Origin of the sequence: Streptosporangium sp. NPDC000509, from assembly GCF_042898365.1 — a bacterium.
Taxonomy (GTDB): Bacteria; Actinomycetota; Actinomycetes; order Streptosporangiales; family Streptosporangiaceae; genus Streptosporangium.
Genome location: NZ_JBIAYX010000004.1, coordinates 433,070 through 457,094 on the forward strand (window position 1 = coordinate 433,070; position 24,025 = coordinate 457,094).

The 24,025-nt window shown below is 70.6% G+C and carries 19 protein-coding genes; 10 read left to right on the forward strand and 9 right to left on the reverse strand.

Annotated features, from left to right (window positions below; genetic code table 11):
- Positions 1-578: 578 nt before the first annotated feature.
- Complete coding sequence (locus ACFY3D_RS10590; protein ID WP_350949561.1) at positions 579-1,175, forward strand: copper resistance CopC family protein; 597 nt, start codon at positions 579-581, stop codon at positions 1,173-1,175.
- The gene (locus ACFY3D_RS10595) at positions 1,172-2,203 is read left to right on the forward strand and encodes a CopD family protein (protein WP_350949562.1); all 1,032 of its coding nucleotides are present in this window, start codon (positions 1,172-1,174) and stop codon (positions 2,201-2,203) included. The genes ACFY3D_RS10590 and ACFY3D_RS10595 overlap by 4 nt, the downstream gene beginning before the upstream one ends.
- Here the strand turns inward: ACFY3D_RS10595 and ACFY3D_RS10600 are convergent.
- Complete coding sequence (locus ACFY3D_RS10600) at positions 2,161-3,282, reverse strand: hypothetical protein (protein ID WP_389977470.1); 1,122 nt, start codon at positions 3,280-3,282, stop codon at positions 2,161-2,163. The two genes, ACFY3D_RS10595 and ACFY3D_RS10600, sit on opposite strands and share 43 nt — an antisense overlap.
- Positions 3,283-3,528: 246 nt before the next feature.
- Between ACFY3D_RS10600 and ACFY3D_RS10605 the strand changes: the two genes are divergently transcribed.
- Together ACFY3D_RS10605 and ACFY3D_RS10610 are read left to right on the forward strand one after the other, a co-directional pair.
- On the forward strand, positions 3,529-6,228 hold the full coding sequence (locus tag ACFY3D_RS10605) for an alpha/beta fold hydrolase (protein WP_389977473.1): 2,700 nt from the start codon (positions 3,529-3,531) through the stop codon (positions 6,226-6,228).
- Complete coding sequence (locus ACFY3D_RS10610; RefSeq protein WP_350949565.1) at positions 6,225-7,163, forward strand: ABC transporter permease subunit; 939 nt, start codon at positions 6,225-6,227, stop codon at positions 7,161-7,163. The genes ACFY3D_RS10605 and ACFY3D_RS10610 overlap by 4 nt, the downstream gene beginning before the upstream one ends.
- 100 nt (positions 7,164-7,263) lie before the next feature.
- Here the strand turns inward: ACFY3D_RS10610 and ACFY3D_RS10615 are convergent, their stop codons facing one another.
- Positions 7,264-7,428 (reverse strand): hypothetical protein, encoded by a 165-nt coding sequence (locus ACFY3D_RS10615; RefSeq protein WP_350949594.1) that lies wholly within the window; start codon positions 7,426-7,428, stop codon positions 7,264-7,266.
- Between the two features lie 160 nt (positions 7,429-7,588).
- Between ACFY3D_RS10615 and ACFY3D_RS10620 the strand changes: the two genes are divergently transcribed.
- Positions 7,589-9,703: an ATP-binding protein gene (locus ACFY3D_RS10620; protein ID WP_389774324.1), complete on the forward strand. Its 2,115-nt coding sequence runs from the start codon at positions 7,589-7,591 to the stop codon at positions 9,701-9,703.
- 1 nt (position 9,704) lies between these two features.
- On the opposite strand, the gene ACFY3D_RS10625 is transcribed toward ACFY3D_RS10620, so the two are convergent.
- On the reverse strand, positions 9,705-10,700 hold the full coding sequence (locus tag ACFY3D_RS10625) for a 4-epi-cubebol synthase (RefSeq protein WP_350949567.1): 996 nt from the start codon (positions 10,698-10,700) through the stop codon (positions 9,705-9,707).
- Positions 10,701-11,030: 330 nt separating this feature from the next.
- On the opposite strand from ACFY3D_RS10625, the gene ACFY3D_RS10630 reads away from it, so the two are divergent.
- Positions 11,031-11,939: a proteasome assembly chaperone family protein gene (locus tag ACFY3D_RS10630; RefSeq protein ID WP_389977477.1), complete on the forward strand. Its 909-nt coding sequence runs from the start codon at positions 11,031-11,033 to the stop codon at positions 11,937-11,939.
- 69 nt (positions 11,940-12,008) lie between these two features.
- Positions 12,009-13,076: a Gfo/Idh/MocA family oxidoreductase gene (locus ACFY3D_RS10635; protein WP_389977480.1), complete on the forward strand. Its 1,068-nt coding sequence runs from the start codon at positions 12,009-12,011 to the stop codon at positions 13,074-13,076.
- A 3-nt stretch (positions 13,077-13,079) separates the two neighbouring features.
- On the opposite strand, the gene ACFY3D_RS10640 is transcribed toward ACFY3D_RS10635, so the two are convergent.
- Entirely contained in the window at positions 13,080-13,880 is an 801-nt protein-coding gene (locus ACFY3D_RS10640; protein WP_389977483.1) for a tyrosine-protein phosphatase, read from the reverse strand.
- A 163-nt stretch (positions 13,881-14,043) separates the two neighbouring features.
- On the opposite strand from ACFY3D_RS10640, the gene ACFY3D_RS10645 reads away from it, so the two are divergent.
- Complete coding sequence (locus ACFY3D_RS10645; protein ID WP_389977486.1) at positions 14,044-14,916, forward strand: hypothetical protein; 873 nt, start codon at positions 14,044-14,046, stop codon at positions 14,914-14,916.
- Positions 14,917-15,056: 140 nt separating this feature from the next.
- Here ACFY3D_RS10645 and ACFY3D_RS10650 read toward each other — a convergent pair whose 3' ends face one another.
- On the reverse strand, positions 15,057-17,156 hold the full coding sequence (locus ACFY3D_RS10650; RefSeq protein ID WP_389977488.1) for a M6 family metalloprotease domain-containing protein: 2,100 nt from the start codon (positions 17,154-17,156) through the stop codon (positions 15,057-15,059).
- A 141-nt stretch (positions 17,157-17,297) separates the two neighbouring features.
- On the opposite strand from ACFY3D_RS10650, the gene ACFY3D_RS10655 reads away from it, so the two are divergent.
- Together ACFY3D_RS10655 and ACFY3D_RS10660 are read left to right on the forward strand one after the other, a co-directional pair.
- Positions 17,298-18,371 (forward strand): hypothetical protein, encoded by a 1,074-nt coding sequence (locus ACFY3D_RS10655; protein ID WP_389977491.1) that lies wholly within the window; start codon positions 17,298-17,300, stop codon positions 18,369-18,371.
- 228 nt (positions 18,372-18,599) lie between these two features.
- Positions 18,600-19,007, forward strand: coding sequence for a nitroreductase/quinone reductase family protein (locus tag ACFY3D_RS10660; RefSeq protein WP_350949593.1), 408 nt, complete (start codon positions 18,600-18,602; stop codon positions 19,005-19,007).
- Between the two features lie 53 nt (positions 19,008-19,060).
- Here ACFY3D_RS10660 and ACFY3D_RS10665 read toward each other — a convergent pair whose 3' ends face one another.
- The 4 genes from ACFY3D_RS10665 to ACFY3D_RS10680 all read right to left on the reverse strand — a co-directional run bounded on the left by ACFY3D_RS10665 (position 19,061) and on the right by ACFY3D_RS10680 (position 24,017).
- Entirely contained in the window at positions 19,061-20,827 is a 1,767-nt protein-coding gene (locus ACFY3D_RS10665) for an FAD-binding oxidoreductase (protein WP_389977494.1), read from the reverse strand.
- 162 nt (positions 20,828-20,989) lie between these two features.
- Entirely contained in the window at positions 20,990-22,498 is a 1,509-nt protein-coding gene (locus tag ACFY3D_RS10670; RefSeq protein WP_350949575.1) for an aromatic amino acid ammonia-lyase, read from the reverse strand.
- Complete coding sequence (locus ACFY3D_RS10675) at positions 22,495-23,766, reverse strand: long-chain fatty acid--CoA ligase (RefSeq protein WP_389977497.1); 1,272 nt, start codon at positions 23,764-23,766, stop codon at positions 22,495-22,497. The genes ACFY3D_RS10670 and ACFY3D_RS10675 overlap by 4 nt, the downstream gene beginning before the upstream one ends.
- A complete protein-coding gene (locus ACFY3D_RS10680; RefSeq protein ID WP_350949577.1) occupies positions 23,763-24,017 on the reverse strand; it encodes an acyl carrier protein in 255 nt (84 codons plus the stop codon). The genes ACFY3D_RS10675 and ACFY3D_RS10680 overlap by 4 nt, the downstream gene beginning before the upstream one ends.
- Between the last annotated feature and the right edge of the window lie 8 nt (positions 24,018-24,025).

A 24,025-nucleotide genomic window follows, 5' to 3' on the forward strand; every position in this document is an offset into this window, starting at 1 on the left:
GTGACGTGTCCCGACCACATGTCACGCCTTCACACCGTGCGAGGGCACGGCGACTTCTTCGCCGTGCACGGGCGCGGCGAATCGGTGGCGTCGCTTGGAGCGAGGCTAAGGATCACGCGCCGAATTCGTCAAGGTTTCGCGGTTGTTTTACAGTCCGATAAAACTAAACAAAATATCTCTCCAGGGCTTTTACCAGATAAATCGACCTATTCTTCATTCTTTGAAAATTTGTCATCCTCTTAGTCATTGACTCCGCCCCGCCGGGCTCCTACTCTCCGCCGGGATGTTCCCGGGCCTTCCCTGTCCCTGTCGGCCCCTGTCGGCCCCCGTCGGTCCCTGTCGGTCCCGTCCGCCTCCAGCGGTTCCCGTCAGCCCTCGCCGGCCCCCATCGCCCCTGTCGTTCCCCCTCGGTGGCCGGAGCGCCGGAATCGGCCCGTCCGCCGGCGCACGTGCCCCCTCACCGGGGCGCGGGCACGGATGGACGGACGAGATGAGACGCGCGAGCGCGATTCCCGGGCGGGAGGCCGGGGTGGGAGCATGTCATTCGTCATGACGACCCCAAAGGAAGGCCACGACCGGTGAGGCGGCTACTCACGGTCCTGCTGCTCGCGTCCGCCGCGCTGCTCGGCGCGGGCGTCCCGGCACAGGCCCACAACGTGCTGATCAGCAGCGACCCCAAGGACGGTACCGAGCTGGCCACCGGTCCCGAGAAGATCACACTCACCTTCGACCAGCCCGTCCGGCAGGGCTTCGCGCAGATCAGCGTGATCGGCCCGGACGGCACGCGCTGGGAGGAGGGCAAGACGACCGTCGACAGGGCGAAGGTGAGCGTCGGTGTGAAACCCCTCGGCTCCGCCGGGGAGTACGCGGTGGGCTACCGGATCCTCTCCTCCGACGGCCACCCGGTCTCCAGCAAGATCACCTTCACCCTCACCGCCCCCGGCCCCGGCGCGTCCGCCCAGTCCTCCGCCGATCCGGCCGCCGCCACCCCGGCCGCCCCCGTCGCCTCCGCCGCCGCGCCGCAGGAACCCGATCTGGGCGCCCAGGCCGCCGAGGCCGCGCAGAACGGCGGTGCCGGGATGGCCGTGCTGTGGATCGCGGGCTCCATCGTCCTGCTGGGCGGGGCCACCGTCGTGGCGATGCGCCGTACGAAGGAGCAGGGGGGCGCGGGATGACCCTGACCGCCGAGCCTGCCGCCGAGGCCGGCACCGCCAGGAGGCTGGTCGTCGGCGGGCTCGTCTCCGGGGCCCTGGTGGCCGTGCTGACCGCGACGGCGCTCTCCCGCCAGGAGGCGGTGCCGGGGATCGCCATTCCCGGACCGCTGGTGGAGTACGGGCTGCCGGTGCTGCGGGTGCTGCTGGACCTCGCCGCGGTGGCGGTGGTCGGGCTCAGCCTGCTGCCGAAGCTGCTCGGGTTCGACGACCCCGACCGCACGGAGCCGGTGATGCGCCGGGCCCGGCCGGCGGCCGTGACCTTCGCCTGGGCCTGGGCACTGCTGGCGCTGGTCGTGATCGTCTTCCAGACGGCCGAGCTGAACCCCGGCCTGGTCCCCACCCCCGGCATGATCGCCGAGTACGTCGACAGCGTCGGCGCCGGGCAGGGCATGCTCTTCAGCGCCGCCTGCGCGCTGTCCTACGCCGGGATCGGGCTGCTGGCCGTGCGGTACGGCGAGAAGGTCCCCGCCGAGCTGCGGATCGTGATCGCCTTCTTCGGGCTGCTGCCGATCCCGGTCACCGGCCACGCGGTCGACTCGCTCTGGCACGACCCCATCATGATCTCGATGGAGCTGCACGTGATGGGCTCGGCGGCGTGGACCGGCGGCCTGCTCACGATCATCCTGCTGGTCACCGGGGACCGGGAGCTGTTGGCGCGGGTGCTGCCCGCGTTCTCCAGGCTCGCGACCCTCGCACTCGTCGTGGTCAGCGCCTCCGGCCTGGTGAACGGCCTGGCCACGATGGCCCTCACCCCCGGGGTGGAACTCCCCGGGGCTCTCCTGACCAGTGAGTACGGCCTGCTGGTGCTGGCCAAGGTCGCGTGCGTGGCACTGCTGATCCCGTTCGCCGCCCACATCCGCTTCCGCCTGCTGCCGCACATCGCCGAGAGGCGGGCGACGGCGGTCGTCGCGTGGGCGGCCGCCGAGATCGCCGTGATGGGGCTCGCCTACGGGGTCGCGGTCGCGCTGACCACTGCCTCCCTGTCCTGAGCCCGCAGCGTGTGGCGGCCGAAGGACCATTCCGCGGCCAGCCACAGGACCGCGAGTCCCGCCCCCCCGATCACCATGGTCGTGGGGGGCACCAGCGGCGGCGCCATGAACATCGCGTGCTGGAAGCGCAGTGCCTGGTCGATCAGGAGGGTGGCGCCGAGGGATCCGGCCAGCGCCCTGACCACGGGATTCCTGATCAGGAACGCCAGGTCGACGGCGAGCGCCCCGGCGATGAGGAAGACCGGGATCGCCGAGCGCGGGAAGTCGGCCGCGGCGAGGAGCGGCCAGATCAGCGTGCGGAAGACGACGTAGGCGCCGATCACGACGGTGGCCGAGAACATCCGGCCGATCATCGCGCGGGCGTAGACGGCCACCAGGACGGCGGCGATCGCCGCGTAGAGCGGGTAGAGCTGGTCGGGCACAGGCAGCGCGAAGTGGAGCGCCACGGCCCTGTCGGTCACCGGCAGGCCGATCTGGTCGGCGGCGAACTTGATCAGGATCGGCTCGGCCTCGGGCGCCCCCCGGTCCCAGGCCGAGATGGCGTACACGCCGTACTCCTGGTGCTGGGCCGGGAACCAGACGTTCTCGAAAAGGAACACGAAGAGCCCGCCGAGGACCAGCGTGCGCGTCCGTCCCGGGAGCGCCCGCACGAACCAGCCCCGGATGACGCCGCAGATCATGAAAAGCGTGCCGATGTAGAGCATGAGGTGGGACGGGCTCCACGAGGTGATGTCGAGCCCGTTGATCCGGTGGTTGATCAGGTCCAGCGGGACGGCGACCAGGAAGATGCCCGTGCCCCAGGCGATGAGACGCTGCGCGAGTTTGTCCACGCCGTAGCCGGTGTAGATGTGGATGATCGTGAGAGCGAGGGCGAGAGCGGTGCCGACGCTGTTGAGCAGGTGCGGCGGCGCCAGGTCGTCGCGAAGCCACTTGAAGTGCCAGGAGACGTCCCAGGACGCTCCGAGCACCTTGAACGAGAAAGCCACCAGCCACCCGAGGTAGAGGACCCTGAACAGATCCTCCGGGGTCTCCCTGCCGGCCTCCCCGCGCGTCCAATACGGCAGAGCCCACTCGATCACGGGGGTGGCTCTTCTTCGAAGGCTCTCTACTGGCTTCACGCGTCGAAATGATGCCGCTCCTTCACCTCGGTCCGCAATCGGGGACAACCCTGAGGATCGGGACGCCTCCCCTGCTCCACGTGGGTGGATCATCCGTGTTCGTCCCCGCCGCGACGACCGGCGACCGAACCGGTCGGCGACTGACCGCTGGAACGCTCCTGAGAACGGTCTCAGGAGCCTTTCAGCTGCAATCAGTAGGCTCTCGTCATGCAACGTGGGGGAAAACGGACCATCCGCATCTCGGGGGTCGCTGCGATCGTCGTGCTGGTCGTCGGCGCCGCGGCCTGGCTGGTGTGGCCGTCCGCTCCCGGCGTACGGGCCCAGGACCAGATGATCACAGTGCTCGACGGGCCGGAGGACGACCAGCGGGTCACGCTGGACACGAGCTTCTTCCCTCCCGCCGGCGGCGGCAGGGCCCCTGCGGTGCTGCTCGCGCACGGGTTCGGCGGCAGCAAGCTGAGCGTGCGGGACGCCGCCGTACGGCTGGCGCAGGAGGGTTACGCCGTGCTGACCTGGTCGGCGCGCGGCTTCGGCCGCTCCTCGGGACAGATCGCGCTGAACTCCCCCGACTACGAGGTCAAGGACGTGCGCCAGCTGGTCGACTGGGTCGCCAAGCGGCCCGAGGTCCGGCTCGACGCGGCGGGCGACCCTCGGGTGGGCATCGCGGGCGGCTCCTACGGCGGGGCGATCTCCCTGATGGCCGCCGCCCACGACCCCAGGATCGACGCGATCGTCCCGCAGATCACCTGGTACGACCTGGCCGACGCGCTGTTCCCGAACGCCACCGGGCAGGGTCCGGAGAGCGGGGTGTTCAAGCGCATGTGGGCCGGGCTGTTCTTCAGCCGGGGCGGTCCCACCCCGGGCGCGGCCGGTCTGGCCGCCCTCGGCCAGACCGGCGCGGGAGCCGGGGGAGGCGAGGAGGACGCGGAAGCCGGGAACGGGTCGCCGCCCGCCCAGCCCAGGCCGCTCACCGCGGAGGAGGTCCGGTGCGGCCGGTTCCTGCCGGAGATCTGCGACATGTACCAGAAGGTGGCAGAGAGCGGACGGGCGACGGCGGACGCGGTGGAGACACTGCGCAGGTCGAGCCCGATCTCGGTACCCGGCAGGATCAAGGTCCCCACGCTGCTGCTCCAGGGACAGCGCGACTCGCTGTTCACCCTGGGGCAGGCCGACGCCAACGCCAGGGCGATCGCCGCCACCGGCGCCCCGGTGGAGGTCGCCTGGTTCGACGGCGGCCACGACGGCGGCAACGGCGAGATCGACTGGCTGCACGAGAAGACGCTCGGCTGGTTCGACCGCCACCTGAAGGAGAGCGAGGCGGCCGGGCAGGAGGGCGCCTTCACCGTCACCCGCGACGGCGGGCGCGACCCGGGCACCCGTCGCCCGGTCCAGCTGCACGCCGTCGCCGACGGCTACCCCGGGCTGAGCGGCACCGGCCAGACCTCCGTGCCGCTCAGCGGCCCCGAGCAGCAGGTCGCGAACCCGCCGGGCGGTTCCCCCTCCTCGATCTCCGCGGTCCCCGGCTTCGGCGGTCTCGGCGGCGCCGCCACCGCGAACCTGTCGATCGACATGGCGGGCCAGAGCGCCGTCTTCGACTCCGCCCCGCTCACCACCCCGCTCCAGGTCACCGGCAGCTCGACCGTACGGGTGCGGGTGACACCCGAACGTTCCGGGTCCCCCGCGGCCGGTGACGTCGCGGAGGGCGGCACTCGGAGCGGCCCGGAGAGCAGCACTGAGAGCGGTGAGGCGCGGGCGGCGGACGAGGTGACGCTGTTCGCCAAGCTCTACGACGTCGCGGGCGCGACCCAGGCACCGCTCCTGCCGGAAGGGCTCGTCGCCCCGATCAGGATCGCGATCCCCGAGGGCGGCTCGGGGGAGGCCACGGTGACCCTGCCGGCCATCGACCACAGGTTCGACGTCGGGCACCGGCTGCGCGTCGCGTTCACCACCACCGACCTGGGTTACAGCACCCCCGCGGCTCCGGCCGTCCACACGGTCGCCCTCGCCTCGCCGGAGGTGACCGTCCCCACCCACGCCACCCTGCGCACCCCCTCGACCGGCCCCGCCTGGTGGATCTGGGCACTGCCGCTGCTCTCCCTCGTCGTCGCGGCCGTCCTGCTGCTCGCCGGACGCCGCCGCGCCGCCGACGAGCACGACCCCGAGCTCGACTCCGTGCCGCTGCGGATCCACGGCCTGACCAAGGCGTACCGGAACGGCGAGCTCGCGGTGAACGACCTGTCGTTCACCGTCGAGCACGGCCAGGTGCTCGGCCTGCTCGGCCCCAACGGGGCGGGCAAGACCACCACTCTGCGCATGCTGATGGGCCTGATCAAGCCCGACGGCGGCGAGATCCGGATCTTCGGCCACCGGGTGGTGCCCGGCGCCCCGGTCCTGTCCAGGCTCGGCTCGTTCGTCGAGGGGCCGGGTTTCCTGCCGCACCTCAACGGCCGCGACAACCTGGAGCTGTACTGGAAGGCGACCGGCCGCCCCGTCGAGGACGCCGGGTTCGCCGAGGCCCTGGAGATCGCCGGGCTCGGCAACGCCCTGGACCGCGCCGTCCGCACCTACTCCCAGGGCATGCGCCAGCGTCTGGCCATCGCACAGGCCATGCTCGGCCTGCCCGACCTGCTCGTCCTGGACGAACCCACCAACGGTCTCGACCCGCCCCAGATCCGCGAGATGCGCGAGGTCCTGATCCGCTACGCCGGAGGGGGCCGTACGGTCATCGTCTCCAGCCACCTGCTCTCGGAGGTGGAGCAGACCTGCAGCCACGTGGTGGTCATGCACCGCGGGCGTCTCGTCACGGCCGGGACCGTGGCCGAACTGCTGAGCAGCCGCACCCCGGTCAACGGCTCCGGCACCCGGCTGGAAGACGTCTTCCTGGACCTGATCGGAGAGAAGGCGTGAGCGACACCGACGGTGCCCGTGGCACCATGACCGGCCCGGCGGGCGACGGCCCCGCGCGGGCGGGGACCCCGCGGAACGGCGTCGCGGAGAACGGTTCGGCGCGCGGGTACGCGCCGGGGCGCACCCTGCCGCTCTCCGTGGAGATCGTCAGGCAGTTCAAGCGGCGCCGCACGCTGGTGATGTTCGGCCTGTTGCTCGCGCTGCCGTGGATCCTGGTGATCGCCTTCAAGCTCGGCGCCGGATCCGGGCAGCCCACCACCACGCTGCGCATCTCCGACCTGGCCACCGAGGGCGGGCTGAACTTCGCGGCGTTCGCCCTGTCGGTGTCGGCGAGCTTCCTGCTGGTCGTCGCGGTCGCGCTGTTCTGCGGTGACACCGTGGCGAGCGAGGCCGGCTGGTCGTCACTGCGCTATCTGCTCGCCGCACCGATCCCGCGCGACCGCCTGCTGCGCCAGAAGCTGATCGTCGCGATGGGCTACTCGGCGGCGGCGGTGATCTGCCTGCCGGTGATGGCCCTGCTCGCCGGGACCCTCGCCTTCGGGTGGAACGACGTCCGGGTGCCGGGGACCGGTGAGACGATCGCCGCCCTGGACGTGCTGCCCAGGTTCGCGGTGGTGATCGGCTATGCCCTGGTCAGCCAGTTCGTGGTCGCGGCGCTGGCCTTCCTGCTCTCCGTCAGCACCGACTCCCCGCTGGGAGCGGTCGGCGGAGCGGTCGGTCTGGTGATCGTGAGCAACATCCTGCAGGCGGTCGAGGCGCTCGGCGGGCTCAGGGAGTTTCTGCCGACGTTCTGGAACACCGCGTGGCTGGACGCCCTCGCCCCCCAGCCGGAGTATGACGGCATGCTCAAGGGGGTGGCCGTCTCCGTCACCTACTCGGCCATCCTGATCGCGTTCGCCTTCCGCCGTTTCCGCGCCAAGGACGTCGTCTCCTAGCGGAACGCGCGGGGGCGTCTTCCCCGGGACCTTCCGGCCGGTCCCCGCGACGAGAGCCCCGCGAAGGGGCTCGGCCGCGGGGACCGGCTCGCGGGAGAGGTCACCAGTGGGGAGGACGGTCCTCGATCAGACGGGCGTCGTCGTCGGCCTCACGCCACTCGTTCCAGCCGAGATCGGTGTCGTCGACGGTCTGGTCGGGCAGGATCGGCAGCCCGTCGTCGGCGAGGTCGACGGGGCGCAGGTCATCGGGCTCGGGCACTGTCACGAGCCCCATGCTAGCCACCCTCGCGGCCCGCGCTCCCCTTCTCGGGAAAGCCCGCGCCCCGCGTCCGGAGAGGGCCAGCGCCTCGCGCTGTACGGGGACAGGCCAAGGCCCAGACGGTACGATGCGGTGGCAGGTTCCGGCTATCCCCCCGTGAGGCGCCATGACAACGCCAGCAGGATGGCGGCGAGACGGCAATCTGCCCAACGAGCTGACCAGCTTCGTGGGGCGCACCAGGTTGCTCACCACACTCAGGCAGCGGCTGGGCGAGCACCGCCTGGTCACGGTGACCGGCATCGGAGGCGTCGGCAAGTCCCGCACCGCCCTGCGGATCGCCCACCAGATGCGGGGTGACTTCAAGGACGGCGTCTGGTTCGCCGACCTGGCCCGCCTCCAGGACCCGGGGATGGTCCGTCACACGATCACCTCGGCCCTCGGGATCGCCGACCAGTCCGCCCGCTCGGCGGACGAGACGCTGGTCGAGTGGCTGGGCGACCGCGAGATCCTTCTGATCATCGACACGTGCGAGCACCTGGTCGACGCGTGCGGCACCCTCTTCGAGGACCTGCTCGGCAGCGCCCGCGGGCTCACCATCCTGGCGACCAGCCGTCAGTCGCTGAACTGCAGGGGTGAGCACACGGTCACCATCCCGCCGCTCACCGTTCCCGGCGACTCCTCGGGCGAGGACGTCTTCACCAACGAGGCGGTGCAGCTCTTCGTCACGCGGGCGAGCGCGGTGGTGCCCAACTTCATGCTGGACGAGGGCAACATCGGCCCGGTGGCCGAGCTCTGCCGCCGGCTCGACGGCATACCGCTCGCCATCGAGCTCGCCGCGGTCCGGATGCGCGCCCTGTCGGTGGAGCAGATCCTCGGTCTGCTCGCCGACCGGTTCAGCCTGCTCGCGGGGGCGAGCCGCACCGCGCTGCCCAGGCACCAGACGCTGCGGGCCGCGATCGGCTGGAGCCACGAACTGTGCGAGCCGGCCGAACGGCTGCTGTGGGCGCGGCTCTCGGTCTTCGCGGGGGACTTCGAGCTCGACGCCGCCCGCTATGTCTGCTCGGGCGACAACCTCCCCTCCGAGGACATCATGGAGCTCATCTCCAGCCTGGTGGAGAAGTCGATCCTGCTGAGCGACGGCACGCCCTCCGGGCACCGCTACCGGCTGATCGACACCCTGCGGCAGTACGGCGAGGAGTGGCTGGACAAGCTCGGCGAGAGCGCCGTGATCAGGGAGAGGCACCGCGACTACTACCTGCAGCTGGCCAAGCGGAGTGAGGACGCCTGGTCGGGCGCCCGTCAGGTCTACTGGTACGTCAGGATGCGCCACGAGCACGACAACATCCGCGTCGCGCTCGACCACTGCCTGCGCACTCCCGGCGAGGTGCAGGCGGGACTGAAGCTTCTGTCCTCGCTGTGGTTCATGTGGGTGGCCTGCGGGCTGGCCCGCGAGGGCAGGCTTTATCTGGAGAAGACCCTGGAGCTGGCGCGCCAGCCGAGCCCCGACCGGTGCAAGGCGCTGTGGGTGCTGTCCTACATCAACAGCGCGCAGGGAAACATCACCGGTGCCATCGAGGCCGCGGAGCAGTGCAGCTCCGACGCCGTCAGGGTCGGGGACTCCGGCGCGGTCATCCTCGCCACCAAGATGCTCGGCACGGCCGCGTTCCTGCAGAACGACCTGCAGAAGGCGAGCGCGCTGCTGGGCGTGGCGATCGAGTTCCACAAGAGCGGCCGCGAGCTCAACCCGGGCCTGCTGCCCTCGATCGTCGAGCTGTCCATGGTGCTGCTCATCCAGAACGAGCCGGCCGAGGCCGAGGTGCTGCTGCGCGACTGCATCGCGGTCTGCACCCAGCGCGGCGAGCTGTGGCTGCGCTCGTACGCCATCTACGCGCTCGCCAGCGTGTACCAGGTGATGGGCCGCTCCCCCGAGGCCATGTCGAACGCGCGCGAGGCGCTGCGACTCAAGCGTTACTTCCACGACGTGCTCGGGATCGGCCTCGCGATCGAGGTGGTGGCCAAGCAGGCGCTGGAAGACGGGCAGGCGGAGCTCGCGGCCCGGCTGATGGGCGGCGGCCAGGCCAACTGGCGGACCTTCGGGATGCCGCAGCTGGGCTCCCCGTTCTTCAACTCCGAGCACGACCGCTGTGTCAAGGAGTGCAGGCGCATCCTCGGCGAGGAGGCTCACGAGAAGGCCTTCGCCCAGGGCAGGAAGCTGAACCTGGAGGAGCTGATCGTCCTCGCGCTCGGAGACCACGAGGACGGTCAGATCGTTCGGGGGTGAGTCATCGGGCGGAGGGCTTGGGCGCCTCGGCCTGCCAGGCGGACGTGTATCGGGAGCTGGTCAGCGAGTAGTCGACGCTGCCGCTGATCCAGAACTCCAGACCGCGCACGTAGGCGAGCACCGCCTCGGAGCCGAGCGCCTCCAGCGAGGGGCGCAGTGCCACCATGTCGGCGATCGCCCGGTTGCGCATGGCGCCGATCGCCTCCATCGCCTGCTGCCGCGAGTAGCCCCGGTGCCTGGCGAGCACGCTCACGAGGTTGTTGCGCGAGTTGGCGCCGTCGCTCTCCTTGGCGTACGAGATGAGGTCGTTGTCCCAGACGACGACGTCGTTGGCGCTCTCGGTGATCGCCTTGACATCGGGGTGGCGCCACTCCTCGGGGGTGAGGCTGCATCCGCTGGCGATGTCGATGAGGGCGAAGACGGTGAGCATGGCGCCGGTGCGCCGTCGCATGAAGATGTAGTCGTCCACCTGCGGCACGACGTCGGCCTCGCGGTTGGCGGCCTCCCACACCTGGGCGAAGAGGTAGTCCTTGGTAACGGCGCGCCAGCGGTCGAGCTGGTCGTCGTCGCCGTACCTGGAGATCCTGGTCTTGATCTCCAGGAGCGTCCTGGCGAAGACGTCGTCGACCTCCTGCCCGGCCTCAAGGTCGTCGAGGACGGTGAACAGCCGGGGCAGGGCTCGGCTTATCTCACCGGCGCCGCGGCCCGACTCGCAGAAGGCGTCATCGAAGGCGAACAGCCACACGCACCAGTCGGTCGCCAGGCGGAGCGTGTGGTGTTCGGCATAGGGATACGTGCGGGCTCCCAGCCAGCCGTACTTGGCCTGGCGGTAGCGCTGGACGGTCTCGGGATCCTCCAGAATGCCCGTTTCCACCAGCCAGTCGAGGGTCTCGGTGTTGACCCGCTCGACATGGGGGTTGACCTCGCTGGGGAAGGGACAGGGCAGCGGAGGGATGCGGAGAGACAGGTCTGACCTACGCGTAGTAGTAGTTCCCACTCCCCAAGGATGGCCGAAGGACGCCTGTTTTCCTATACATCAGGAAACACCTGGATATCGTGGACTTCTGATTCACCACGTGAATCATTTTCAGGTGTTCGTCCCCCGTCGTCGGTGCGGCCTGCCACGACCTCGGCTCCTACGCGGGCTCGGAGCCGCCCCGGCTCGCCGGGGCGGACGGACGGGTTGCGAACCCCTCATGCCCAGGGTCAGGCTGCATGTGACCCACCGCGCCCCGGTAGGGTGCCGTGTGATCGCCGAGAGCAGGCGGAATTCAGCGGCCCCCCAGCGGGTTGAGCTGAAAAGACGACCGACGAAAGGCTGGAAACGGTGTTCGACCCGACGGATCTCTACCGGCTCAGCGGAGACGTCCCTGAGCTGACCGATCCGGTGCTGCTCTACCACTTCGACGGGTTCGTGGACGCGGGCGGCGCCGGAAAACTCGCCATCACCCACCTGCTCGACGAGCTGGAGCACCAGGTCGTGGCCACCTTTGACGTGGACCGTCTGCTGGACTACCGCTCCCGCAGGCCCACCATGACCTTCGACACCGACCGCTGGGTCGCCCTGGAGAGCCCCGAGCTCGTGCTCCACCTGGTCCACGACACCACGGGGACCCCGTTCCTGCTGCTCAGCGGCCCCGAGCCCGACCGCGAGTGGGAGCTGTTCACCGCGGCCGTCGACACGCTGGTCACCCGGCTGAAGGTCGGCAAGCTGGTGACCACCCACGGCATCCCGATGGCCGTCCCGCACACCCGCCCGCTGGGCGTCACCGGCCACGCCAGCCGTCCCGAGCTGGTCACCGGCCAGACCAGCGCCTTCGGCAAGGTCCAGGTGCCCGGCAGCGTGGCCTCGCTGATCGAGTTCCGGCTCGGCGCCAAGGGGCACGACGCCCTCGGGTACGCCGTGCACGTCCCGCACTATCTCGCCCAGGCCGAATACCCGTCGGCCGCGGTGACCGCGCTGGAGGCGGTCACCAAGGGCACCGGGCTGGTGTTCCCGCTGGAGAGCCTGCGCGAGGCCGCGGAGAAGACCGACGCCGAGATCGCCGAACAGATCCAGGCCTCCCAGGAGCTGTCCACCGCCATCACCGGCCTGGAGCAGCAGTACGACGCGTTCGCGGCGGGCTCCGAGCGCGACAGCCTGATGGCCGAGTCCTCGGAGATGCCGACCGGCGACGAGCTCGCCGCCCAGTTCGAGGCGTTCCTGGCCGAGCGTGACGAGCGGCGCGGTGACTGACCCGCGCGCCGGCCTCGCCGGGCGCGAAAGCGGGCACCCGTCCCCGGCCGCCGACCCGCCGGCCGCGCCATGACCGACCTGCGCGTCGGCCTTGTCGGCTACGGCGTGGCCGGGGCGTTCTTCCATGCCCCGCTGATCTCCACGACGCCGGGTCTGAGACTGTCCGCGGTGGTCACCGGCGATCCCGGGCGGGCCGCCGAGGTGTCGGAGAAGTACGGCGCACGGGCGACCGGGGACGCCGCCGAGCTGTGGGACTCCGTCGACCTGGTCGTGATCGCCTCCCCCAACCGTACGCACGTCCCGCTCGCGCAGGCCGCGCTGAGGGCGGGCCTGCCCGTGGTGGTGGACAAGCCGCTGGCCGCGACCGCCGCGCAGGCGCGCGGCCTGGCGGAGCTGGCGGGCGATCTCGGCCTGATGCTGACCGTGTTCCAGAACCGGCGCTGGGACGGCGACTTCCGCACCGTCGAGCGCCTCGTCGCCGAGGGCGCGCTGGGCGAGGTGCGCCGATTCGAGTCGCGTTTCGAACGCTGGCGGCCGGTGCCGAAGGGCGGCTGGCGCGAGACGGGCGGGACCGAGGAGGTCGCGGGACTGCTGTACGACCTCGGCAGCCACCTCGTCGACCAGGCCCTGCGGCTGCTCGGTCCGGCCGTCGAGGTCTACGCCGAGTCCGACGTGCGCCGCCGCGGGGTGAACTCCGACGACGACACCTTCATCGCCGTCTCCCACGCGAGCGGGGCCCGCTCCCACCTGTGGGTGAGCGCGGTCACTCCCCGGCTGGGCCCTCGTTTCCGGGTGCTGGGCTCGCGGGCCGGCTACCTGAAGTACGGCCTGGACGTGCAGGAGGAGCAGTTGCGCGCCGGGCTGACCCCCGCCTCCCCCGGCTTCGGCGAAGAGCCGTCCGAGCGGTGGGGCACCCTCGGCGCGGAGGGCGGAGGTCCCGGCGAGGAGGCCCGTGCCGTCCCCACCGAGCCCGGCGCCTACGCCCGCTTCTACCGGGACGTGGTGGCGTGCCTCACCCGGGGCACCCCGCCACCGGTCGCCCCAGAAGAGGTCGTCGAGGCGCTCACCGTGCTGGAGGCCGCCCGGCGCTCGGCCGCCGAGCGCCGGGTCGTCACTCTGGAAACCTCCGGTTCCTGACCGTCAGTCGCGCAGGCGGGCGCGCAGGAGACGCGAGTCGCCCTCGCTCCAGCCGTGGGAGGCGAGCCACTCCAGCGGTCCGCCGAAACGGTCGTCGAGGACGCTCAGGAACCGCTCGATGTACTCCGACCTCGGCCGGTGGTCGTCTGCCGGGCGGGTGTCGAGGTCGGCGCGGTAGGTGGTGCTGGAGCGCAGCCGCGCCAGGATGTCCTCAAGGCGGTCGCCCGTGGCGACGTAGTCGGCGACGATCGCCTCGCGGGTGGCGCCGGCGACCTCCAGCGCGAGGGCGCAGACGACGCCCGTGCGGTCCTTGCCCGCCGCGCAGTGGACGATGGCGGCCCCCTCGTCGAGGGCGAGGGCGCGCAGGGCGGCCAGGACCGAGTCGGGACGGTCGCGAAGGTAGCCGTAGTAGAACCCGGTCACCCGGAGCTCGGCGAGATCCTCCTCCAGCCGCTCCTCCGTCCAGGGCAGCACCTTGTCGGCCTCGATGGTGTCGGCCTCGACGTCGGTGTACACGCCGCCCTCGGCGAACAGGGTGTGGTGGTGGATGTTCACCTCCGGCACCTTGGTGAGCGGCCCCGGCCCCTCCAGACGCACCTCGGGACCCGAGCGCAGGTCGACGACGTTGCGGAGCTTCAGAGCGGTGACGAGTTGCCGGACGTCTCTTCCGGTCAGCCCCTGCAGGTTGTCGGACCGGTAGATCCGGCCGAAGCGTGTGGTCCCGCCGTCCACCGTGGCGAGCCCGCCGAGGTCGCGGACGTTGACGGCACCTTCAAGATCGATCCAACGCGTGAAGTCGTTCATCGCCTTCGAGTCTATACATCGCCTTACGTCCGGACCGTTAACTGTCGACGTCGGCATCCGTAATCGTCGATGTCCTCGTTCGGCATTGGTAAGTGCGCCTTTTCTCCCTTTATGGGTGACAGTGGAAGGACCGGTCCTGTACTCCCCGCCACAAGGAGGTCGCGTGGATCAGAGGAGACGTCCCCCGCATTTTCTGGTCGATCCGGCCCTGCCGGCCCCGATCTCCTCGGTCTTACGCGCCAGTCCGCAGGCGCTGCGCGCGGCCCGGCTGGGGCAGGTTCCCCGGCGCAGGGGACCCGACCCCGTCAAGCTGGTCGCGATCGCCGGCCTCCTGCTGCTCATGGCGAGCCTGAGTCCTACGGGAGGCTTCGTCGCCGTCCTCGTCCTCGTCGTCTTCTCCACGCTGCGCGGTGTGAGCGACGACCCCGAGGGCCGGCGGGAGCGGCGGCGCGTCCGGGTGGCCATGGAGCACAAGGACCGGTTCATCCTGCCGGAAGACCTCGACCGCGACTGCGGAGACCTGCTCCGCCGCGCGCAGGACGCCGAGGAGTCGATCCTCACCTCCGAGATCAACAGGGCGAACCTGCTCGACACCGTCGACAACGCGGTGACCCTGCCCGAGCAGACCTGGCAGATCGCGAGGAAACTGGTGCTCCTGTCGGACATGAGGGCCGAGCACAACCGGCTCGTACCCGGCGATCCCCCGCCCGAGGTGGCCGAGTCCTTCGCCCCCTATGTGAAGGCCCTGGAGACCGCCGAGATCTCGCTGACCAGGCGGGTCCGCGCGCTGGAGGAGTACGCCAGGCAGGTGCGCAAGGCCGACGGCGTCTACCGCGCCTACCAGCAGCTGCGGACACTCGCGGAACGGACCCCGCGCTACGAGGCGCTGGTCGCCGAGACCGCGGCGGACACGCTGGACCTCCCCGGCCTTGAACGCCTGAGCGAACAGGCCCGGCAGGTCGAGAAGCTGTTCCACGAGAGCATCGACGAGGCGCGCGACGCCGCCCGGCACCTGTTGACGGCCTCCGAGTCCTGACACGCGGCCCCACCCCCGGCGTGAGCACGGCACGCGGCACTCACAGGCACGGGCACGGCACGCACGGGCACGGGTAGAGGTACGACGCGTTGACCCGCGCCCCGGTCCCCGCACGGGACGGGTGGGACGCGGGCCCGGCGCTAACGTCCCAGCACGAGGCAGGTCGCCTTCGCCTTCTTGGACGGGTCGCTCTCCGAGGTGGCGGTGAGGGTCACCTTCGCGAGATGGCCGCCCTTCGCCGCGCGCAGCGCGTTCACGGTGACCAGGGTGTTCCCGCCGGAGTCGGCGGTCGCGAGCTCGTTGGGCAGCGAGACCGTCCAGCCGCGGCCCTCGACGCTCGCCGACAGCCGGTAGACGTCACCCTTGAGGTAGGCGCTCACGTCCTCGGGGTGCTGCCCCCGTGCCGGGGCGACCCTGCCGGTGTTGAACAGCGGGAAGCGACAGGACGTCAGCTCCTTCCCCTTCGGGACGCCGACGGACGGCAGCAGCCTCACTCCGCGCCCGTTCGGGCCGGCGCCGTCCAGGGAGCGGATCGCCACCGTGTACGACAGGACGCCCTCGCGGTCGCGCTTGAGGTCCAGGACGTAGAAGTGGAGCCGGTTGGCCTGGTCCACGTACTCGAACTCCGAGCCCGAGCCGGTGCCCGCGTGGAACAGCGCGTCCGACAGCTGACGGTAGTCGCCGATCGTGATGGGCACGGCGGTGCCGTCCGGCAGCACGTAGTCGGTCATGCCGATGTCCTGCGGGTTGGCGTCGACCACCCACTCGAAGGGCGCGCGGTCCTCGTTCTTGGTCTTGGCCAGCAGCACGCCGGAGTCGGGGGTGAAGGAGTCGGCGCCCATCCTGTCCACGACCTCGACGGTGTAGTTGTCGTAGCCGCCGCCGTCGCAGAACGGGTCGGTGTTCACGTCGCAGGCCGGGCTGCGGTCGCCGTTCCCGAAGGCGATGTTGACGCCCGACAGGCCGCCGGGTCCCGGCTGCGCCACCCGGGCGGTCACCTTGGCCACCACCAGGCCGGAGTCGGCCAGCGCCTCCCTGGACAGGCGCAGCACGTTCGCCTCGTCCACCATCTCCAGCTTGATCTTGTTGCGGAGCATGTGCTGGGCGCCCATCGAGCCGCCCGAGGTGGGCGGGATCAGCCAGCGGCTGTGCGGGCCGCCGGGGCCGTTGAAGCTTCCCCGGCTGAGCATCTCCCAGACTCCGGTGTACGCCCGGCGCGGTGGCACCCCGAACGGGTTGTTGTAGTTGTCGCCGATGCCGAGGATGTGGCTGAGCTCGTGGGCGTAGACGCCCTGCCCCGAACTCTCGGCCTGGGTGGAGGAGCCGCCTCCGGCGTTGGGCCAGATGGACGCGGCCGAGGCCCAGGACGTCCACTCCACGTAGCGGGTCCTGGCCCAGTTGGGCAGGGCCGGGTCGGGCGGGCCGAAGTCGTCGGTCACCGCCTCCTTGGTCGGGAACTTGATCGGGCCGAACTCCTGCCAGGTCGCCGACTCGTCCTGCCCCGCGCTCAGGTAGAAGACGAAGTCGAAGCCCGCGGGGACCTCCTGGCCGACGGAGCCGACCCACGCGGCCCGCGCGTCGGTCCTGATGTTCCTGGTGCAGGTGTCCCCGGACGGACAGGCCGTGCCTCCCTGGAACTCCATCGCGTACTCGTGTGACTTGCCCGGCATCAGGTACGGGCCGAAGGAGGCGAGTTCCACGCCGTAGCGGCCTCCGGAGTCCTCCATCCAGTATTCGTGGATGGTGTGCCCCCGGTTGAGCTCGTTGGGGGTGTTGAGGAAGTCCTGGTAGAACCGGGCGACCTTCTCGCGGGGGATGTCGTGGGCCTCGGCGCTGGGGTTCTTGAACACGGTCGAGCCCTTGGGCTGGGTGACCACGAACGGCTGGTTGGGATAGTCGACGAGGACGAGCGCGCCACGGAAGGTCCGCTTGGACCCTTTCGCCGAGGGGTCGGCCCAGTTGGTGCCGGGTGGTTTGCGGTAGTCCGCCCACGTCATGTGGTCCGGGTTCTTCCAGTTCTGCGGGTCGATCGGTGCCGGGGCGGCGGGGTCGGCCCGCCGCGCGGCCCCTGTCTCGGGGGCGTCCTGCTGCCAGGGCTGTGTCCGGGGCCAGTGGTCCACGCGCCAGGGGTTTTCCGGGTCGGGAGCGGGCTCGGCGGAGGCGGGCACGGAGGTGAGACCGATGGGGATCAGTACGATCGCGGCAAGCAGTACCTTCAGCAACCTGGGGGGTCGTATCACGCTAAAACGGTATAGACAGCTTTCAAATAGATCAACAACCCGCTGTCAAGGAGGTCCGCGAGACGTTTACCCGAGATGCATTTGAGATCTTCGGTTCATCCCCTTAACCTCTCCAAAGGGGACGAACATACAGGAGTGCCTATGTCGACGCGGGCCGGTCGGACCATCGGCACGCGTGCCCGGGCGGTCGTCTCCATCCACTGCGCGCCCCTCGTCCTGCCCGTCGCGAGCCCTCCCGTCAGGGACGGCGCGATCGTCGTCAGGGGCGACCGGATCGTGCGGGTCGGGCCGCGCGCCGAGATCGAGGCCGCCCACCCCCTGCTCTCCCCGGTGCACTGGCCCGGCATGATCGTTCCGGGGCTGATCGACGCGCATCTCCGGCTTGAGAGGACCTCGCCCCCGGCCTCCGTGCACGGCGTCACCGCGGTGGGAGGCATCGCCGCGGATCTCGACGCCGCCTCCACCCTCGGCGAGGCCGGGCTGGACGGCGTTACCTACCTGGAGACCCGCTGCGAGGACGAGGAGCGGTGGGAGGACGAGGGACGCGACCGCCTGATCACCGCGATCCGCGAGGTCGACCACCCCGGCGTCATCGGCATCGCCGCCCACTCCCCCGACCCCCTCGTCATGGAGGACCTCGCCGTCCTGTCACGGACGTTCGGGCTCCGGCTGCACGCCGAACCCGGCCGCCGCCCGATCGCCTTCCTCGACGAGGTGGGGGTGCTCACCGCGGGCTGTCACATCGCGATCTCCGGTCCGCTCGACGAGGCCGACCGCAAACTCCTCAAGGTCCGCGGCACGGTGATCGCCATCTCGTCGCCGTTCGCCGCGGAAGGTCTCCTCGACGGCGAGAGCGCGATCGCCGTCGGCACCCGTACCGGCGGCGACCCGCTCTCGGTCGCCCGCGCGCTCTCGCACGCCCCGGACCACGACCGCCTCCTGGTCGAGGCGGTGACGCTGGGCGGCGCGCGGGCGCTGGGCATGGACGAGGGACCCGGCCGCCTGGGCTCCCTGGGACGGGGCGGCCGGGCCGACTTCGCCGTCTTCGCCGTGGAGGCCGGCGAGCGGGACGCCTACACCGCCCTGCTCCACGAGGGGCCCGGCCGGTGCGTGGCCACCTTCGTGGGCGGCCGGGCACACTGGCGCCTCGACGAGAGCGCGAACGCCCCCGGCACCGTGAACAGCGGTGACGCGAAGAGCAGACGTCCGGCCTGACCCCGCCCCCGCACCCCGGCGTCCCGCCTGATCCCGCCCGCACCCCGCCCCGCTCGCCGTGCGGTGCGCGGACCGCGCGGTCCGCCGTCCGAGGAATCGGCCGCACCCCCTCTTTAAATCCCCGCGAAGATGAAACAATGAGCCATGTCGGAAAACACGTCCCACGCGGTCACCATCAAGGAAACGCCCGTCGTGATGAAATTCATGATGCGCCTCTTCAACCCTATGATGCGCAAGCAGATACGCAAGGGTAAATCGAGCTCCGTCGCCGGCGTCATACTGCTTCATATCACCGGAAGAAAGACCGGGAAAAAATACGAGATTCCTGTCATGAAGCAGGACGAGAGCGGCAGGTCGTGTGTCTACACCGAGGCCCGATGGAAGGCGAACCTGCGCGGTGGCGCCGATATCGAGGTGACCGAGATGGGGGTGCGCACCCCCATGCGCGCCGAACTGATGGACGATCCCGACACCATGGCCGCCGAGATGGAGTCCCTGATCGAGAAGATCGGGCTCAAGGAGGCACGGCAACGGCTCGGCATCGTCGTCAACGTCGACCGCACGCCGACCCGCGAGGAGCTCGCCGAGGCGATCCGGCGGCGCGACCTCGGGGTCGTCTACCTGACACCGCGCTAGGGAACGGGGCAGGGCCCCCACCGGGAGGAAAGTCCCGGCGGGGGACCCTTCGCTCAGTCCGGGCGGCCGAGCGAACGCAGGTTGTTCGCGTGCCTCGGAGAAACCCTGCGGGGGTATTTCTTGGTCTCGGCCTTGCGGGGGTTCTTGGGACGGGTCTGCGGGGGCGGCGAGGGCAGGGTGTCCGAGGCTCCGGGCAACCGGACCGACAACGCGTGGTTGAAGACGTTGCGGGGATCCCATTTCGCCTTGACCTGCTGCAACTTCGGATAGTTGTCCTTGTAGTACAGCTTGTGCCAGGGCACTCCCGAGGTGTTCAGCGCGGGATCGGCGAGGTCGTTGTCGGGGTAGTTGATGTACGCGCCGTCATAGGCCTCGCCGGGGACGGGAACGCCGCCCGTGTCGGCGTGCATCTCCCGATAGGCGTCGCGGATCGACGCCAGCCACTTGTCGTCCTCCGCCGGGTCCCACCAGCCGACGTCGAAGAAGCCGATGAGCGGCGCGGTCCTGTGCGGGTTCGCCGTGGCCGCGGGATCCACGGCGTTGATCTTCCCGCCGAGCGACATCAGGTAGACCGAGGCCCCGACGTCCCCCTCGCCCTCCGTGAGATACCTGTAGACGACCTTGAGCTGCGCCGGCGTCCAGGGCTTTCTCAGGTAACCGGCCTTCGACTTGAACCTGAGCGCGTAGGCACCGGCTCCCGAGTCGTAGGAGAGGGTGACCCGCAGCCACGGCGCCACGCTGAAGTAGTCGAAGGTGGGCTCGATGCCGACACCCTCGCCGACGGTCTGCACCAGGGTCCACAGGATGCCGTCCGCGCCGGGCACGTCGCCGTCCATCGCGGTGAACAGCTCGATCCTGCCGCTGGAGCGGTGGTACATGGTCAGCGAGCTGTCGATGCTCTCGAAGGCGGGGTCGGCGTGGTTCTGCTGTTGCCAGCGGGCGTAGTTGTCCGCCAGCCGGGAGAGCGCCTCCTCGGTCATGTTCTCCCAGCTCCAGCTGGCCGAGACCACGAGCTGCTGCGCGGGGGGCCTGGGCAGCAGGGTCGCGGGGTCGTTGCCTCGGGCGTTCGGGGAGCGCATCAGGTAGCGGGTGACGATCCCGAAGTTCCCGCCACCGCCACCGGCGTGCGCCCACCACAGGTCCCGGTTGGGGTCGCGGGCCTCGCGGGTGGCGACGACGATCCGCGCCCGGCCCGAGCGGTCGACGACGACGACCTCCACACCGTGGAGGTGATCGATCACGAGCCCGTGCCTGCGCGACTGGGGACCGTACCCGCCGCCGGCGATGTGACCCCCCGCCCCCACGCTCGGGCAGCCACCGGCCGGGATCGTGACGCCCCAGCCGAGGTAGAGCGAACGGTAGGCCTGCCCGAGCGTGGCACCGGCCTCGATCGCGAACGCCTTGTGGGCGGGGTCGAAGTAGACGTCGTTCATCTCCGAGACGTCGATGATGATCGACGTGGCGGGGTCGTCCACGAAGTTCTCGAAGCAGTGACCGCCGCTGCGTACGACGATCTTCTTGCCCGCGCGCACGGCCTCGTTCACCACCTGCACGACCTGCTCCGCGGAGTGGACGACACGGACCGACTCCGGCTGCGCGAGAAACCGGGAGTTGTAGCCCCTGGTGATGAGTTCCGCGTATCTCGGGTCGTCCGGCTTTATCGTCGCCGCGTTCGGAGGGGGTGCGCATTCGGAACGCCCGTGCGACGACCGGCCCGCGGTCGTCGCATTCGCCGCCGATTCACCGGTGGCCAGCCCCGCGGCCGCCCCTCCCGCGACGGCCATCGCTCCCAGAAATCCACGGCGTGTTGCTTTGGCCACCGTCGTTACCAGACCTTTCGCATTTCACGTTCTCATGAGCGTTCCTCCCCGGGGAGGAATGATTTTCCTTCGCCGAGGTGCCCTCGGCGTTCCTTTTACGGCGGGATTCACGGTTCCTGCCGGCGCGCGGTCCCGTGAATTCGCGAACCTCGGGAAAAGGCCTCAGCCCTCGCGGGAGAGCAGTTCCTCGGCGGCCTCCTGCAGCAGGCCGCTCGCGGCACGCACCTCGGCCGCGAGCGGCCGGTCCGCCCGCAGCGGCGGGGACACTCTGGCCAGGTCGGCCCAGAGGCCGGAAGCCGTCTCGTTCCGCCCGGCGAGCGCGCCCCGCTGGGCCACGCCGACCGCGAGGGAGCCGACGACGAGCCACGCCAGCTCCACGGCCTCGGCCACCGAGTTGGCCCCGTTGAGCGCCATCGGCACGTGGTCCTGGTTGCCGCCGTTCGTCGGCAGCGCGGTGAGGGAGGCGGGATAGGCGAGCTGCCTGATCCTGGAGACGAAGGAGGTGGCGCTCAGCTGCACCCCGGCCAGCCCGCTGCCCGCCCCCGGGCGGGGGGTGAGCATCGGCGGCACCCCGCCGTTGTACGTCGGATCGCACAGCAGGGCGAGCTGCCGCTCGGCGAGGAAGGCCACCTGCTGCACGCAGAGGCCGATCTGGTCCGAGCACAGGCCGACCGGCATGGCGTGGAAGTTGCCGCCGTGCAGCAGCTCACCCTCGTAGAAGATCGGGTTGTCCGTGCAGCCCATCGCCTCGCGGACGAGGATCTCCTCGGCCCCGTACAGCTGGTCGAGCACCGCGCCGAGGACCTGGGGGGCGCACCGGAGGCTGTAGGGCTCCTGCAGCGGCCGGAGCGGGTCGCGTTTCATGCCGACGGGAAGGTCCTCGCGGATCCACCGGGCCACGGTCAGCTGCCCCGTCTGCCCCCTGGCCCGGCCGATGCCCGCGTGGTAGGCCTCCGGGTTGGAGCCGAGGATGTCGGCGATCCTCGCCGTCAGCATCCCCACCGCCCTGACCAGCCGCAGCACCGCCTGGTGGTTGAGTATGCACACCGCCAGGCTCACGCTGGTCCCGTTGACGAAGGCCAGCGCCTCACGGGCCGACCACTCGACCGGTTTGGCGTCCATGTCGGCGAGGGCCCGCGCGGCGGGCACGACCGACCAGCCGCCGTCGCCGCCGCGCACCCACGCCTCACCGGTGCCCGCGTGGGCCATCGCCGCGTGGGCGAGCGGCTGCAGGTCCCCGCTCGCGCTCACCGTGCCGTCACGCGGGATCGACGGAGTGAAGCCCGCGTTCCACAGGTCGGCCAGGGACTGCCAGAAGTCGGGCGAGACGGCCGAGTGGCCCTTGCGCATGCTGCTGAGGCGGAGCCAGACGATCAGACGGCACACCTCGGGGTCCAGCGGCCTGCCCTGGGCCGAGCCCAGGTGGGCGATGAGGCCCGCGCCCTGCTCCATGGGGGAGTCGGCGGCGGAGAACGCCACCAGGGGGCCGAACCCGTGGGTGACCCCGTAGACGGAGTCCGAGCCGGAGAGCCGTTCGGCGAGCAGGTCGACGCTGGCCCGCATGCGGTGGGCGTCCTCGTGTTCGCACGGCTCCACCCGGGCGTCCCAGTGCGCGCTCCTGACGATCGAGGCCAGGCTCTCGGTGGAACGTCCGTCGATCAATGCTGTCACGTGTCTGCTCCCGCGTCGGAAAGGGAAGGTCGCTGTAGTCGCCGGAGCTTGCCCGTGTCGGAGCGGTCGATCCGATCGACCAGGCGCACCTGGCGCGGCCGGGCGTCGAACCGCCCCACCGCCGCGCGCACCTCCGTGACGGACAGCGGTGTGCCGTCCTGCTGCACCACGAGCAGGTCGAAGTTCTCGCCGCTGAAGGCGTCCTCCACCGGGAGAAAGGCCAGATCCGCGCAGTGGAGCACCGATCTCACCGACTCCTCCAGCCTGTCGAGGTCGATCCTGCGGCCGTTGATCTTCACGAGCCGGTCGCGCCTGCCGTCGAAGCGGAACCTGCGCTCGTCGAGCCGCCGCACGTAGTCGTCGGTCCGCCAGACGTCCGTGGGCGCCTCGCCCGGCCGGAAGGCCAGCCGGGGGCTCCGGACCACCAGCGGCGCCTCCTCCTCGTACGGGTCGCCGGGCCGTCCTTCGGGCGGGAGGCCGGCCGGACCGTCGGCGGGGTCGCCGGGGACGGCGAACGCGACGTCGTCGAAGAGTTCCCACGGCGGCCCGTCCGGGGTCCAGGTCCGCGCGGCGATCCCGCCCGCCTCCGTCGAGCCGAAGACCTCCACGATGCGCATCCGCCTCGTCCCCGCCTCCTTGACGACGGACTCCGCCGTCGCGGGAAGCGTCGCCGTGCTGTGCAGCACGCTCAGGTGCTCCGTCCCCCGCACCCAGGCCACCTGCCTGCGCAGGATGGAGAAGGTCCAGGGAACGGCCACCACGGCCCAGCGCCGGGACGCGGGGGGAGGCATCGCGCCGAAGTACTGCGGGCGGTACCACGCGGGCAGGCGCAACCTGGCCGGTACGAGCACGCTCGCGAGCGCGCCGTACACGTGCCTGGGCGGCGCGAAGGAGAGCAGGGCGCTCGGGCGGTCACGCTCGATCAGGCCGGCCAGCAGTCCCGCCTCCGACCACATCTGCTCGCGGGTCCGCCGCCAGCACCGGCTCGGCCCTGTGCTGCCCGAGGTCTCCAGGTCCACGGTCTCCGCGAGGGCCTCCAGGACGAACCTCTCGACATCGGGGCCGTCGCCGAGCAGGTCCCAGCGGACCAGCCAGGGACTCTCGTTGATCCGCGGCGCCGCGAAGCCGGAGCCGAGCAACTCGGCGGGGGTCAGCTCTTCGTAGGTCACGTCACGGGGAACGTCATGGGGCGCGACATCGGGCACGACATCGGGCACGGCGTCGGCGGACACGACGCCGCCGTGTTCGGGAACTCGTTGCGCGGTCAATTCGACCCCGCGGAGAGTTCGACGAAGTCAAGAAAGTCCTGGACCGTCCTTATGCGCGCCAGGTCCTCTTCCGGAATCTCCACCCCGGTCTGCTCCTGCATGGAGAAGGCGACCTCGACGACGGCCAGGGAATCGAGTGCGAGGTCGTCGGTGAACGACTTGTCGGGCAATACCCGCTCCGCGGGCACGCCCGCGACCCTCTCCACGATGTCGGCCAAATTCGAAAGCATTTCCTGCTGCTTGGTAGACATTTTCTGAA